Origin of the sequence: Butyrivibrio sp. AE2005 (assembly GCF_000686965.1) — a bacterium.
GTDB classification, from domain to species: Bacteria; Bacillota; Clostridia; order Lachnospirales; family Lachnospiraceae; genus Butyrivibrio; species Butyrivibrio hungatei_A.
Map to the genome: position 1 here is coordinate 39111 of NZ_JMMD01000006.1, position 14509 is coordinate 53619.

Consider the following 14509-nt stretch of genomic DNA (forward strand, 5'->3'; position numbering starts at 1 on the left):
GTCAGATCACATCTCCTTTAACTTTGGATCAAGCGCTTCTCTGAGCCCGTCTGCCACAAGGTTAAAACTAAGCATCAAAAGAGCCATAACGATGATAGGCGGAATTATCTGATAAGGATGTGTTGTAAAGCTGTTAAATCCTTCAGAAATAAGTGATCCCAGCGAGCACCTAGGTACAGGGATTCCAAGTCCTACAAACGAAAGAAACGCTTCTGTAAAAATAGCTGTAGGAATAGAGAACATAACCTGTGTGATAATAGGTCCGATAATGTTTGGAAGTACCTCACTAAATATGATATGCATATTTCCCGCACCTAAAGTTCTGGATGCAAGGACAAATTCCTGCTCTTTTAACTTAAGCATCTCTGCTCTGGCAATTCTACTCATTCCAACCCACTCGGTGAGCATAAGGGCTATGATTATAGTGATCATACCCGGCTTAAATAACAGGAGAAGAAGCGTAACTATTACAAGCCTTGGAATACCGTTGGCAATCTCTAAGATTCTCTGAAGTACCATGTCCACTTTGCCTCCAAAGTATCCGGAAATAAGACCGTAACTCATACCGATGATCATATCGATAATAGCTGCCGCAACAGCGATAATAAGCGAAACCTGTGCTCCCGACCATGTTCTGGTCCAGATATCTCTGCCAAAGTTATCGCTTCCAAACCAGTAAAATGTATCAGGCAACTTTTTTTCAAAGTAATAGTTCACTGTCTTGGTTCCTGATGTAGTCTTGATATTTTCATGTCCGTCAAAAAAGCCTGTGTACTCAATGATCGGTATTCTCGGCGCAAGATTCTTATTCTCTAAGTTCTGTCCCGAATAGGTATACTCATTCATAACAGGACCTATAAAGGCAAAAAATGAAATAATAAGAACAAAGACAAGACCTATAACAGCGCTCTTCTTACGCCAAAATCTTGCTACTACTTCTTTCCAAAAATTCTGCGACGCAAAATTTGTATCAACATAATCATCCGCTGTTTTTCCTTTTAATCTGAAATCCGCTTCTACAGGGACATAGGAGTTTGCCTTATCAAAAGTTGCTTCTGCCATATCAGTCTCCCTCCTTTGCCACACGAATTCTGGGATCTATCACGCCGTAGAGAATATCTACAACAAGCATGATGCCGATGTACATAGCTGAATATATAAAGCTAAGAGCTATAACAACGTTATAGTCATTAGACTGGATTGCGTTTACTAACAATGAACCTACTCCTGGTATAGAAAAGATTTTTTCAACAACAAGCGAACCTGTCATAAGATCAACAACAAGTGGCGCCAATACTGTAATAATAGGAATAAGGGCGTTTCTTAAAGCATGTGAAAACACGAGCTTGTTGCCCGAAAGTCCCTTGGATTCAGCAAGAAGCATATAATCCGAGCCCAAAACTTCGATCATTTCTGCTCTCGTGAATCTTGCAATTGAAGCCATAGTAAACATGGAAAGTGATACTGAAGGTAATACACTTGAACGAACAACATCCTTTGCCGAATAGAGCATAGGGAACCAGTCCAGCTTAAATCCGAACTGATAAGAAAGTGCCAGTGCAAAAACATATGACGGAACCGATACGCCGATAACTGAGATTACTGTTGCAAACGTATCCCAAGCGGTATCTCTTTTGAACGCCGCAAGAAGTCCCAATAAAAGGCCAATTATTGCCCCTATAAATACTGCAGCAAATCCAACGCCGATAGAAATCGGAAGTCTGGATGCGATCAGCTGTGTGATAGGGGTATTCTTGGAAATCTTGTAGCTGACTCCAAGGTCTCCTTTGAACATATTGACAACATAATGAAAAAACTGAATGACAATCGGTTTATCCAGTCCATATTTGGCGTACAACGCAGCTTTTTGAGATTCATTCAGCTTCTCATCATTAAACGGTGAGCCCGGCATAAGCTGCATCAGTATAAAAAGAATCAGTGTAATTGCCAGCAATGTAAAGATTGCTGTGATCACTCGTTTTAATACATATTTTTTCATAGCTACCCCAAAAGATTAAAACGAGATGAAAAGTAGAAAAAACACTACTCTTCCTCTCGCAAAAGTTTTAGTTTATTTGATTATTTCTTTTCTGCATTCTTGTAAACTCTGTTAAGTGCTACAGGGTGGAATTCAATACCACTTACGTTTGTTGAAATAAGCTCTGCATTGCACTGCGTATAAAGCGGGAAAATAACCGCTTCATCCATTACAAGCTTTTCTGCCCTATATAGTGCTGTCCAACGTGCTTTTGGATCCATTGCTGTCGAACCTGTTGTACAATCAGCAATGATCTCATCGTATTCAGAATTGCTCCAGAAGCCATAGTTGTTGGCATTCTTTGTTACCCACATTCCGAGGTATGTCATAGGATCTGCGTAGTCAGGTCCCCAACGTGTAAGACCAAGTTCAAAATCACCTTCCTGCATACGCTGAACCCTTTCCTTCTTGGGCATCTGCTGAAGTTCAACAGTAAGTCCCGGAAGAGTTGTCTCAAGCTGTTCCTTAACAACCTGTGCCACCTTGATTGGAGCATCGTCTGCATCGTGAATCATTGTTACAGTAATTTCTTTTTCGCCAAGTTCTTCAAGTCCATTGTTCCAATATTCTACGGCTGCATCTGCATCATATCTGCAAACATCTTTGAACTTCTCCTGATTGGCTGAGAAATCCGATCCGTCAGGGCCGGTTGCAAAGTCCATAGGGACTGCCGTATAAGTAGGAGCTGAACCATCCTTAAGAACATCTGTTGTAATTGCTTCACGGTTAAGTGCCATTGTGATGGCATAACGAATATTTTTATTCTGAAGTTCCTTTACTTCTTTCATGTTAGGGCTGATGTACCAGAGATATCCTGCACCGATTGCCTTATATGAAGGATCGTCTTTTACCTGATCAACCTGCTCACCGTTAACAAGAGTAGTATCAAGATCTCCGCTCTGGTAACTCATAAGAGCCTGCTGTGAATCCTGAATTACCTGATAGTTAAGAGCCACAAGTTTAACTTTGTCTGAATCATAGTAGTCAGGGTTCTTGATAAGACGAATCGTTGTTGCTGCCGGCTGGTACTCATCAAGGATGAATGCTCCATTTGAAAGAGTTGTCTCGGGGCTCGTTGCATATGTATCTGCACAGCTCTCAAAGAACGTCTGGTTTACCGGATAGAATGTCGGGAAATACATAAGACTGAGGAAATAGCTTACAGGTACATTAAGCTTAACTTCAAGAGTCTTTTCATCAACTGCTTTTACACCAAGCTCATGCTTATCCTTTGTTCCATCTATGATTTCCTGGGCATTTACAATCTGTCCGATATCACTGAGCATATATGAATACTCAGAAGCAACTTCGGGATCAACTGCTCTCTGCCAAGCAAATACGAAGTCTGCTGCAGTTACAGGACGTCCATTACTCCAGTTTGCATCATTGCGGATATGGAAGGTATAGGTAAGACCATCTTCCGAAATATCTACCCTATCAGCAAGAGCATTTACTGCCTTTCCGTCTGCATCCATCTGCATAAGGCCATCTGTATAGTCAGCGATAACTTCAAAAGATGTACCGTCTGTAGCCTGCTGAGGATCAAGCGATTCAACAGGTGTCTCAATCATAACATTGAGATTCCCTTCCGCACTTTTTTTTGAATCAGCCGAATCTGTTTCATTTGAAGTAGTGTCATTCTGCTCTGACACGCCGCTTACTGCAGAACTTCCGCAACCAATCATGCTAAGCGTAAGTGCTGAAGCAAGCACGATTGATAATAACTTTTTCTTCATGGATAATTCCTCCTATATACCTTATACATGTATACAATCTCATATAGTAATTATAATCGAGATTAATGGGCAAATGTCAATGAAAACTTTTTCGCAATGCCAAAATAATACTTCAGCGCGTCAAAGACAGTGGGAAGTAGTGATATGTAAACCGGTGAAGACCATTCTGATTTACAAGTATGAAAAAAACCTCAGATAATCAAATCTGAGGTTTTAAGAGCGATAGACGGGGCTCGAACCCGCGGTCTCGACCTTGGCAAGGTCGCGCGTTACCAACTACGCCACTATCGCATATATCTAAAGTCGCTTGCGCGACAGCAATAGTAATGTTATACCAATCAGAAAAATCTGTCAACAGAAAAACAAATTTTTTATGCAAAGAAAAATGCCCCGACACTGGTGATTACACACTTGTGCCAAGGCATTATTTTTATTACATCTCATCACAAACCTGATATATAACAAATTTAAGGTAATATGACGCAGCTCCGCCTACAAGGATCGGATGGTCTGCCGCCTGTTGTCTGAATTCAACCTGCTTGAGCCTCTTGTGCGCATCTCTTGCTGCATCCTGAATTGTTTTGAGGAAAAGTTCCTCATCCATAAAGTGTGAGCAAGAGCATGTTGCAAGGTATCCGCCGTCCTTAACAAGCTTCATTCCGCGCATATTGATCTCTTTGTACCCTGTTGTAGCTTTCTTTACAGAAGCTCTGGACTTTGTAAATGCCGGAGGATCGAGAATAACAACATCAAACTTTTCGCCTTTTTTCTCAAGGTCGGGAAGAAGTTCAAATACGTCGGCACATTGGAATTTCGCTATATTCTCAAGTCCGTTGAGCTCAGCGTTTTCTTCAGCCTGCTTGCATCCAAGATCTGATGCATCGACACCAAGAACCGACTCCGCTCCGTTTGCGGCGCAGTTAAGCGCAAATGAGCCTGTATGTGTGAAGCAGTCCAGCACCTTTTTACCCTTACAAAAAGAAGCTATGGCTTTTCTGTTATTCTTTTGATCAAGGAAAAATCCCGTCTTCTGGCCATTCTCAACGTCAACGTAGTACTTGACCCCATTCTCGGTAATGATAACTTTTGTGTCGAAGGAATCTCCGATAAAGCCCTTAACTCTCTCAAGTCCCTCGAGCTCTCTTACCTTTGCATCACTTCTCTCGTACACGCCACGGATCTTAACTCCGTCTTCAAGAAGAACTTTTTTACAAAGATCGATAATAAGCTCTTTCATTCTGTCCGTTCCAAGAGCAAGTGACTCAATTACAAGAACATCCGAGAACTTATCAATCGTAATTCCGGGTAAGAAATCTGCTTCTCCAAAAATAAGTCTGCAAGAGAGCTGCTCAATAGGCTCATTTGTTGCCATAACAGCCTTTCTATATTCCCAGGCATTACGAATTCTCTTTTCTATAAGCTCCTTGGTAATCGGATGATCCTTCTTTCTGGACATCATTCTGACTCTGATCTTAGATACAGTATTGATAAAACCATATCCCATGAAATAACCGTCAAAATCATGAAGTTCTATAATGTCTCCGTTATCAAAAGAGCCTTCCACTCTGTCTATTTCATTATCGTAAACCCAGAGTCCGCCTGCCTTAAGCTCTCGACCCTGTCCTTTTTTCAGAAATGCCTTGGCATCAGAAATTTTTATATCCAAATCTATGTCCTCTCTATATTTACATAATTAAAATTCTATCAACGCAAGATAATATACCACATTTTTGCAAATACATGTTGACAATGTAGTAAATTTATTCTAAAATCAATTCGTTGTCACAGTTGTGATGGCCACGTAAATGCGATAGTGGCGTAGTTGGTAACGCGCGACCTTGCCAAGGTCGAGACCGCGGGTTCGAGCCCCGTCTATCGCTCTACGAACCCCGAATAGATTTCGGGGAATTTTTTTGCTCTTTTTTATCAAAATAGTTGTGCACGTAATTACAGTGAGGAAACTATGTTTAATTGGATCTACAAGCATCAGAAATTTGTATTGTCCCTACTCATCTCATTTTTTTTCATTTCTATTATTCCAATATGCATTATTGCAGGATATGACTGTGCATCAGGAGACGATTATAACTATGGCTCGGGTCCTCACTTGGCATATCTTTCTACCGGTTCCGTGTTGGCAGCCGTTTCTGCGGCATGTAAAACCACAGTAGACATATGGCACAATTGGCAGGGAACTTGGTTTGATGTCTTTGCCTTTTGCCTTCATCCGGAAGTCTTTTCCGACAGCGCATACGTAATTGTTCCATATATTTTTATGATCATGCAGATTGCTGCAGTATGCTATTTTTCTTATTATTTCTTAAAAGTAAAATGGAAAATTGACGGCTTTTATTGGTTAATGGTTGCTGCAATCTTCCTTCTTTTCAGTTTCCAGTTGGTTCCTTCACAGAAAGCAGCATTTTTCTGGTGGGTTGGCTGTATACATTACTGCATGCCATTCTGCTTATCGCTTGTCACGATTGCTCTTACAGATCGATTTTTAACACTTAACAAACTATCAGATCTGATATGGATCTCGCTTGGATATACCTTATTGGGAGGCGCTACATATCCTGCTTCTCTCCTGGTTTTCTTGTCAGGGATTATTCTTTTGCTCGTCAAATACATGATAGAGAATAGAAGCGATAAAAAAGATCTTTTCTTGATCATTCCTTATGTTTTGGAATTAATTGGTCTTGGAATCAGCATGATTGCTCCCGGAAATGCAAACAGGGCAGCCGCAGATTTAGCTGAAGGTGCTGAACCTGCCGGTGGTTTAATCGCAACAATAGTTAGCAGTATAATTTTTTCAGTACAAGATGCCGTAACATACTTCTTTGCAGAAAAGAGCTTTATTCTCATTGCTCTTATTATAGTAGTGCTTATTACATGTGCGTTTTTTAAACAAAACAGATTTAATATAAACAATCATGTATTTGCACATCCGCTGTTATTCGTTATAACACTGTTCCTTCTAAATGCGAGCGTCTATGCTCCCAGAATGTATACCGGCAACACACCGTCTTCAGGCTATATGAACTTTAACTTGTGGATATGCTTTTCATGTATGATCGCTATAGTCATATATCTGTGCGGCTGGGCTTATACAGTAAAGAGTATCAAGTTCCGACTTCCGGAATATGCCGAAACAATCGGAACAATATTAAGCGTAATTGCCATCATGTTTATTATGGTTCTTGGAAGGCACGGCGTAAAAGAATATACCGATTATATCTGCCTTGACTATTATCTTTCCGGACAAGCCGATGATTTCAGGGATCAAATAAGATTGCAAAAACAACTTATGGAAGATCCCACAGTCACTGATGTCGTTGTACCCGAAATAAACTTTGAGCAGGGTCCTCTTATGCATATGCCTGTATTTTCAGACCCTGAAAACATAAATAGCTATATGACTTCAGCTTTCTACGGGAAAAACAGTTGCAGATCCATTCCCAGAGCCGAATGGTTTGAAAAATACAACATTGATAACATTGATAATGATAATCTCTTGGAACAAAAACAATAAAAATGGCGCCATCTTACATGGTGGCGCTATCTCTAATTCTTCTAAATACATTATTCAAATATCATGGAGAAAAAAATGAAATCGCAATTCTCAAAGCATAAGTCTCTCTTAATTTTCATTACAACAGTAATAATGTGTGGTTTCAGCATTATGGGCGGTTGCCTTGACTACGCCGGAAATGATGATACTTTTAGAAATCTTATCAGCGCCGGGGCATTCGGAGATATCTTCAACTTCTATATGCCAAACAGCAATATACTCTATGGAGTACCTGCTTATCTTCTAAATATGATACTCCCGCAGATCAATTGGTATTATTGGATCATGGTCGGCCTCAGTGTAATTTCTATATCTGCATCTTGCAGCATATGTCTTGAAAAATGCGATCTCTTTTTAGCTGAAGCAATAACCGTCTTTATAAATATCATACTTGCGAGAGACTACTATATCGCGGTGCAGTACACCAAATCCGCTTCATTGTGGATTATATCCGGCTTTATCATCATATTTCATTCGATATGCAAAGAGAATCTGCATTGGATATGGGGCGCATTGCTCTTTGTATATGGAACCTCGGAACGCTTTAAGTGTATGTTAATGGCACTCCCTTTTTTCGCAGTATTTATAACAGTGTTCTATTTAGCGAATTACAAACAGCAGAATCTTCCAAAATTTAAAGTCATTATAAAACCGGTAATTGCGCTTGTACTTGGAATTATTATTCTATTGGTTTCCGAGCACTCCTTTAGGGCACTTCATCCCGAATGGAAAGAATACTGGGAATATGATCAGGCAAGCGTTAATCTGCGCGATTATATGTGTCTGGATTACACGCACAATCCCTCAGAATATGATTCAATCAATACTGATGAAAATGATATTGCGCTTTACGGCAATTGGTTATTTGGTGATACTGATTTTTACGATATTTACTGGCTCAAAAAGGTATATTCTATTGAACAGCCCTTCAACAATTGCAAAATCAGACTTAGTGTCGACATTATAAAGCAGACATTCATTAACTTATTTAATATTCCCACCCGAAATCCTTTCGAAAGCTTAGGTCCCGTATTCCTTACCTGGATTTTCATTGTATTTTTTCTGCTTAGAAAAAACTATCCCGATAAATTATTCGGATTAGGTATTTTAGGCTGTGTAGTAATGATGTATTGGTACTTTGCCTGCATTAACAGATATATGTGGAGAGTTGAAATAGGAGTATTTTTATCGGCAGTATTCCTTTCCGGATTCTATCTGTCCAAAGCTCAGCAAGACATTAGCCGCGTACCGTCGAAAAAGACTCGTGCTTTGTTTATCTGTATTGCGGTGATACTTTTCGGAGCTTATTCAGTAGGTATGACATACCAATGGAGATACGTCAAGGACAAGCATATTGTTGAACATGAAGCGGATATATCCGGACGTTTGGAAACATTTGTTGAAAATCCGGAAAATTTCTATATTTTGACTGATTTTTATGTAACAAATAATCCCGCATCGCTCACTTATGCAAAATGGAATAATTTATTCAGCAATTCATGCTACGCCGGAAACTGGGTATTGCCATCACCTACAGCGTTACATTCTGCGCGTGAACATGGTTTAGATAATCCAATGACCGCACTTATCAGCCAGAAACCCGTCTTTCTTCACTGCGATTCGGAAGATAAGCGAAACATGATCATTACACATCTTAAAAAGATTTCAAAACATGATATTGAAGCTACCGAATTTCCTGACAATATCTGGAAATTAGAAGTACGATAATATTGTTAAAGGGATAATCAAGCCATCTAAACACTTGATTATCCCTTCTCTTTTTCTATAGTTTTAATTACTCTTTATCTCATACTTATCATAAAATACATATCCTGCAACAATAAATGCAATCGAAAACAAGATATACACAATCGGTGCGATCTGGTAAGACATAAAGTACTTTCCGATTCTTATCAACCTATAGTCGTACAGAATCGATGAAGATACCATCGTTCCGGGCAACATATACAGGATTTGCGATAACACTCTTAACTTTAACGGCACATGAAGCGTAGCCACTAACAAACCTATAAATGAACCAATAACTATTGTCATCGTAGCTACGCCATTTCTTGTGACATTTGATAAAAAAAGCGCAAATGATGAAATAAGTAGTATTCCGCAGAAAAGAAGCATTAATATAATTACAAGCAGTTCACCTATGGTCATATCAATTCGCGCAAGAGGACGATATGACTGTACCATGCAATCCATCCCTGTAATTCCCCACCTGCACGCGGCATACGCATAGAAAGTAATAAGCAAGACAATGATACATACGAAAATATAACTCATTCCTGCAAGTATCTTGGCAAAATAAAGCTCTTTATTCCCGTTTATTGCCACTCTAAGCATAGGATCGGTTTTTCTCTGAGTTTCTGATGCAAAAATCATCGAAAGACTTGCACCAATAATTATTGCCATAAGTAACATATAATTTGTAGTTCCTTCAAGTATACCGCCCGATCTGATAGTCTCATGGAACAAAAACGGCTTATCAACCTCTTTTTCCTTATTTGCCCAGAAGCCGATTTCTCCCTGCGTAAGGCGCATGGCGTCATAGCCTTCTTGTATGTTCTTCTCTCTTTTCGAATATACCGTATCAATATCAAGTTCTTTTATCGGTGCTCTGTAACCGATAGTTTCCTCCATCCAAGCTGATAATTGCTCATACCCTTTTCTGTTTTCATCTTGAATATTTCCGGCATCATCGGATATTTCCTTTAACTCATTCAATAAACTCTGATCGACAGCCCTGTCATCTATCTCTTGGTACTTTTCCAAATCCTTCGGAGTAATATTGCCACTCACTTCAAATTCACCTTGAATAAACGCAAAGCAGAACGCAACAATAAATGTTACCAGCGCAACTTTATTCTTCAATATTTTTAAAAGCTCATATTTGTACAGCATCCCAAAACAATGTCTTTTTTCCATAATTATCCTCCGGTCTTATTGCTTAAATGTATTCAGGTAAAAATCCTCTAAACTTCCATCCTCTTCTTTCCATGTTCCCTGCCATACTATCTGTCCTTCATTCATCATAACTATCCTGTCAGCTATGTGCTCAATATCAGATACAATATGCGTGGACAAAAGAACTATCGCCTCATCTCCAAGCTTCTCAATAAGCTCCCTAAATCTCACTCTCTCCTTGGGATCAAGCCCTGCCGTGGGCTCATCCAAAACAAGCACTTCCGGGCGATTTATAAGCGCCTGCGCTATTCCTAAGCGTTGTTTCATTCCTCCGGAATAATTTTTGACCTTTTTGCCTGCAACATCCTCAAGCCCTACAAGCTTTAAAAGCTCTGTCGTCCTTGCTTTCGCAGCTTTCTTATTGAGTCCTTTCAGCGCGCAGAAATACATCAAAAAATCTTTTCCCGAAAACTCAGGATAATATCCAAAATCCTGTGGCAAATATCCCAGTAAATTTCTGAATTCCTCTGATCTGACAGGAATACCGTCATAAGTTATTTCTCCGCTTGTCGGTGACAGCAATCCTACCATCATACGCATAAGCGTTGTCTTACCTGCGCCATTTGCGCCAAGAAGTCCGGTTACACCTTTTTCAAGGTTTAGACTCATCCTGTCTACTGCAATTTTGTTTTCATATTGCTTTGTAAGCCTGTCTATCTTTAATTCCATATAAGCTCCTCCAACTTAACTGTCTTTTTCACTTCAATTGTCTGAAATACCAATACTACGAGCAGCAATGCCATCACTTTGGATGCATCCGTACTGTCTGTCACGTGCATATTGTATATAAGCTCTCGCACGCAAAATACCGCCAAAGCAACACCAAAGGGAATCGCGATATGAATGTTCTCATTATCTTTTCCCCAACTTCTGCAATGTCTTTCTGCCTCCATCGAAAGGATACTTGTAACAACATACGGGATAAGCAGCCTTGCCATAACTATAAGACACCCTTTCTCATGCGCTCCCGGCGTAAAGACTGCGAGTAACATTATTGTAAAAAAATGTGCCATCGCAATTACAGCCATCTTGGCAAAATATGCTCCCTTTGCGGAAAAACGAGTTGTTCCTTCAAGTTCTGACATATCATGCATCTTTGCCCTGCATACCTCGACCAGACCAAAGCAAGCAAAAAATGGCATTATCTTAGCTATCATTTCTACTTTTTCACTTTCCAGGCCGCCAATACTAAATATCGCCCATGCCAGAATAAGGATTGAGACTATCCAAACTCTTTTGCGTATATAACGGGCCTGCAGTGCAAGCATATTAATAAAACCAACTTTCTCAAATTGCTGCTTTTTTCTGATACTGCGGATAAACGCATCTTTTTTCATATTGTCGGGAGCCTCACAGTAATTCTTCAGCAAGCTTTTCATCTCTGAATCTCTCATCGTTTCCCCTTTCCAAGAGCGTTGATAACCTGCTCTTTGCCTCTTTTAACCTTCTATAGACCGCAAACCTTGATAATCCGGTAACTTTACATATCTCGGACATAGGCTCGTCATTTACATATCTGAGTATCAATAATTCCCTGTCTTCATCAGACAGTTCATAGAGCGCCTGCTTCACTGACAACTTATCCACAATCGTATTTTCAAATCCGTTCTGAATCCACATTTCTTCTGTGTAATCCTCAAAATTTGTCAGCTCGGGCCTATTTTTCCGATACTCATCTATACACAGATTTCTTGCGATTGTGTATAAGTATCTGTCAGGGTATTCGCAATCCGCGCCGAGGAATCGTAAGAATGTTTCCTGCGTCAGGTCTTCTGCCAGTGCTTTGTTATGTACTTTAAAGTAGCAATATCGATATATCTTGTCATAATACTGTTCTATTTCCATGGAAATTGTCTCACATCCTCCCTTCTATAATGTTAGACGTTAGCCGCATGATAAATGTGCGCAAAAAATTTATTTTTTTTATTTTAAAGGGATAATCAAGCCATATAAAAGTTTGACTATCCCTCAATATATCTATTTTGTAGCCCCAAACTCTATCGCATTAATTTTTTTCGCATTTCAAAAGCAAGCTCATTTTCTTCAGCCGTTGGCTCTGTGCCATCCCCGTTTCCGTATACCACACGGTAAAAGACATCAAACACTTTGCCAAGTTCCTCCCGAATATCCTCGGGTGCAGCTTCCGTAAACTCAAACAACAGTCCCTTGTCTGTGAGCGTACCTCCCGAGCGCTTTATAAGGCTCTTTTTTATCTGTTCGACATCGTAAAAGAGCTTCTGCCTTGGTGTTCCGTATCTGTAGCGCAAAATCTTTATTAAATATACTCCAAGAGCCAATATGATTATAATGGCCGCGGTAAAGATTACAGTCGGTAGAAAAACCTTAAATGCCAAAAGTGCGGAGACTTTCTCATCTTCTCCCTCTTCATCACCATGAACAGGAATTTTTGACGAATCATACGGATTGATTCCGCCATGATATTCTGCAGTCCATCCATCATCCGCATTAACTCCGCTCCTATGCCAGGAAGTAGCTGATAAAGCGTAATAAGCCCCTGTCGGCTCAAACGGAATCCAGCCAACATTCTCTATATAAGCCTCAGGCCAGACATGTGCGCACCCTGAACTGACTTCATATTTATCTTTCCTGTCAAAAGGAAATGCATATCTAAATCCGCTTGCTGCCCTTGCAGGAATCCCCGAAAGTCGCAGTAACATTATCATGGAAGATGTATAGTGGACACAATATCCTTTTTTCGTATCAAAAAGAAATCTCTCCGCGATATCCGCCATTCCCTCCGCCGTACTCATATTTGATTCGGAATTATATCCTCCGACTGCATCCTTGCTGTACGGATACTGTCTGAGATATTCCTCCAAAAACCTGCACTTATCATAGTCTGATTCAGCTCCTGAAGTAACCTTATCCGCAAGCTCCTTAAGTTCCGGGGTGACTCCCGTCACGTCAAGATACTCGCTTTTTGCGCCGTTCCCAATCTCAGCCAAAGCCTCCTCATACTCATCACGGCTCATCATCTCGGTAAATTGTATTCCCCATAGCCCACTAACATAGTCGCATACTTCATCATATGTGAGCTTTGGAAGTTCTGTGGGCGCATCTTTTAACATCGAGGTAAGCTCAGGACTTGCGTAGTCTATATCCAGATACTTTACACTTATTCTATATCCCTTTCTGTGAGCTTTTTCGCTGACGCCTTCCCGAACTTTTTTCTCGCCCTCGGTCACCAGTAGCGCTCTCGACGGCACTATCACATCCTTTGTGTCTATATAAGCATACTCAAGGTCAATGTTCGAAACTTCAGTAAACGTCAGCGCCCTTTCCCTGTCTGTCCCATTTGCATACAAAAAAGCTATAAATTCGGCAAACTGCGCCTTATCTGTTCCTATTCCGCCCGCAAGATACAGCGTCTTTCTAAGCTTTGTATTTTTCCCCGTCTCCTCATCCAAATATGTATAATAAGGCGCGTCTATAGACTCGATAATAAGCTGCGTTCTTTCGCCCTCTGTGATCTTTTTTCCGGTTGAGGTAAAAGAACTGTAGCCTGCCGTATAACTGTCTCCAAAAGTAGACGCAAAGCGGTAAGATACATCAGAAGCAATACTTTCAATCCTGTAGACAAACCTCTGACCCAGATCAACAACTTTATTCCAGTCTATAGGCTCTTTTTTCATAGGAAATATCAACGTAACCATCGCAATGATCAGGAAATAATAAATTGGAAACGAAGCCTTGTTCTTTTCGAAGAAAAAAGTCTGAACAGCCGAAAGTGTCAGCGCTGCAAGGCATATGCACATAACTTTCTCTGCTAAATTTTCTCCCGTAAAGCGACTCTTTCCAATAAAAAGCCCAATTACAACAATATCCAACAAAATAACCGCATATAGAAGTTTCTTTTCCCTACTTGGTATAAAATGAATCGCCAGCCTCAGAACCACGCCAAAGACCATCGAAGGCAGAAGAACCGGAATGGCCGATAAATCTTTTAACAAAAAGAATAAGAAAAAAGCTGGAACAGCTGAAAGGACAGCCGAAGCAATTCCCGAAACAAAGAGGCGGAATATATAGTAAAGTCCTGTAAACAACATAAAGAAAACTATCGCCCAAAATGGGAAAGAAACGTCTCCGGCAAATGCATTATCACCCATACCCCCTCTGATGATTTCTGAAAAAACCGCAGCAAAAGAAAAGGCAAATAGTGTACATACCGCC

11 protein-coding genes and 2 tRNA genes are annotated in these 14509 nt (G+C 40.2%); 3 read left to right on the forward strand and 10 right to left on the reverse strand.

Annotation, left to right across the window (positions count from 1 at the left end; all coding sequences use genetic code 11):
- Positions 1-6: 6 nt before the first annotated feature.
- The 5 genes from DL92_RS0106900 to DL92_RS0106920 form a co-directional block, all read right to left on the reverse strand.
- Positions 7-1062 carry an ABC transporter permease gene (locus DL92_RS0106900; protein ID WP_026656369.1) on the reverse strand — a complete coding sequence of 352 codons (1056 nt, stop codon included), beginning with the start codon at positions 1060-1062 and terminating at the stop codon, positions 7-9.
- A gap of 1 nt (position 1063) precedes the next feature.
- On the reverse strand, positions 1064-1999 hold the full coding sequence (locus DL92_RS0106905) for an ABC transporter permease (RefSeq protein WP_026656368.1): 936 nt from the start codon (positions 1997-1999) through the stop codon (positions 1064-1066).
- 80 nt (positions 2000-2079) lie between these two features.
- A complete protein-coding gene (locus tag DL92_RS0106910; protein ID WP_026656367.1) occupies positions 2080-3774 on the reverse strand; it encodes a peptide ABC transporter substrate-binding protein in 1695 nt (564 codons plus the stop codon).
- 218 nt (positions 3775-3992) lie between these two features.
- A tRNA-Gly gene (locus DL92_RS0106915) sits at positions 3993-4065 on the reverse strand.
- Positions 4066-4207: 142 nt separating this feature from the next.
- Entirely contained in the window at positions 4208-5428 is a 1221-nt protein-coding gene (locus DL92_RS0106920) for a class I SAM-dependent rRNA methyltransferase (RefSeq protein WP_026667274.1), read from the reverse strand.
- Between the two features lie 153 nt (positions 5429-5581).
- Between DL92_RS0106920 and DL92_RS0106925 the strand changes: the two genes are divergently transcribed.
- From DL92_RS0106925 to DL92_RS0106935, 3 genes are all read left to right on the forward strand, one after another.
- A tRNA-Gly gene (locus DL92_RS0106925) sits at positions 5582-5654 on the forward strand.
- An 83-nt stretch (positions 5655-5737) separates the two neighbouring features.
- On the forward strand, positions 5738-7303 hold the full coding sequence (locus tag DL92_RS0106930) for a hypothetical protein (RefSeq protein WP_026667275.1): 1566 nt from the start codon (positions 5738-5740) through the stop codon (positions 7301-7303).
- Positions 7304-7378: 75 nt separating this feature from the next.
- The gene (locus DL92_RS0106935; RefSeq protein ID WP_026667276.1) at positions 7379-9070 is read left to right on the forward strand and encodes a hypothetical protein; all 1692 of its coding nucleotides are present in this window, start codon (positions 7379-7381) and stop codon (positions 9068-9070) included.
- 63 nt (positions 9071-9133) lie between these two features.
- Here DL92_RS0106935 and DL92_RS0106940 read toward each other — a convergent pair whose 3' ends face one another.
- From DL92_RS0106940 to DL92_RS0106960, 5 genes are all read right to left on the reverse strand, one after another.
- Positions 9134-10279 (reverse strand): ABC transporter permease, encoded by a 1146-nt coding sequence (locus DL92_RS0106940; protein WP_026667277.1) that lies wholly within the window; start codon positions 10277-10279, stop codon positions 9134-9136.
- A 15-nt stretch (positions 10280-10294) separates the two neighbouring features.
- A complete protein-coding gene (locus DL92_RS0106945) occupies positions 10295-10987 on the reverse strand; it encodes an ABC transporter ATP-binding protein (RefSeq protein WP_026667278.1) in 693 nt (230 codons plus the stop codon).
- Entirely contained in the window at positions 10978-11697 is a 720-nt protein-coding gene (locus tag DL92_RS0106950) for a hypothetical protein (protein ID WP_155841063.1), read from the reverse strand. The genes DL92_RS0106945 and DL92_RS0106950 overlap by 10 nt, the downstream gene beginning before the upstream one ends.
- Positions 11669-12163, reverse strand: coding sequence for an RNA polymerase sigma factor (locus tag DL92_RS0106955; protein WP_051594198.1), 495 nt, complete (start codon positions 12161-12163; stop codon positions 11669-11671). Before DL92_RS0106955 ends, DL92_RS0106950 begins: the two co-directional genes overlap by 29 nt.
- A gap of 152 nt (positions 12164-12315) precedes the next feature.
- Positions 12316-14445 (reverse strand): transglutaminase-like domain-containing protein, encoded by a 2130-nt coding sequence (locus DL92_RS0106960; protein WP_026656360.1) that lies wholly within the window; start codon positions 14443-14445, stop codon positions 12316-12318.
- Between the last annotated feature and the right edge of the window lie 64 nt (positions 14446-14509).

Coding starts and splice junctions, on each gene's coding strand:
- DL92_RS0106900 (WP_026656369.1), bottom strand. CDS start 1,062: ATGGCAGAAGCAACTTTTGATAAGGCAAACTCCTATGTCCCTGTAGAA.
- DL92_RS0106905 (WP_026656368.1), bottom strand. CDS start 1,999: ATGAAAAAATATGTATTAAAACGAGTGATCACAGCAATCTTTACATTG.
- DL92_RS0106910 (WP_026656367.1), bottom strand. CDS start 3,774: ATGAAGAAAAAGTTATTATCAATCGTGCTTGCTTCAGCACTTACGCTT.
- DL92_RS0106930 (WP_026667275.1), top strand. CDS start 5,738: ATGTTTAATTGGATCTACAAGCATCAGAAATTTGTATTGTCCCTACTC.
- DL92_RS0106935 (WP_026667276.1), top strand. CDS start 7,379: ATGAAATCGCAATTCTCAAAGCATAAGTCTCTCTTAATTTTCATTACA.
- DL92_RS0106940 (WP_026667277.1), bottom strand. CDS start 10,279: ATGGAAAAAAGACATTGTTTTGGGATGCTGTACAAATATGAGCTTTTA.
- DL92_RS0106945 (WP_026667278.1), bottom strand. CDS start 10,987: ATGGAATTAAAGATAGACAGGCTTACAAAGCAATATGAAAACAAAATT.
- DL92_RS0106950 (WP_155841063.1), bottom strand. CDS start 11,697: ATGAAAAGCTTGCTGAAGAATTACTGTGAGGCTCCCGACAATATGAAA.
- DL92_RS0106955 (WP_051594198.1), bottom strand. CDS start 12,163: ATGGAAATAGAACAGTATTATGACAAGATATATCGATATTGCTACTTT.
- DL92_RS0106960 (WP_026656360.1), bottom strand. CDS start 14,445: ATGGGTGATAATGCATTTGCCGGAGACGTTTCTTTCCCATTTTGGGCG.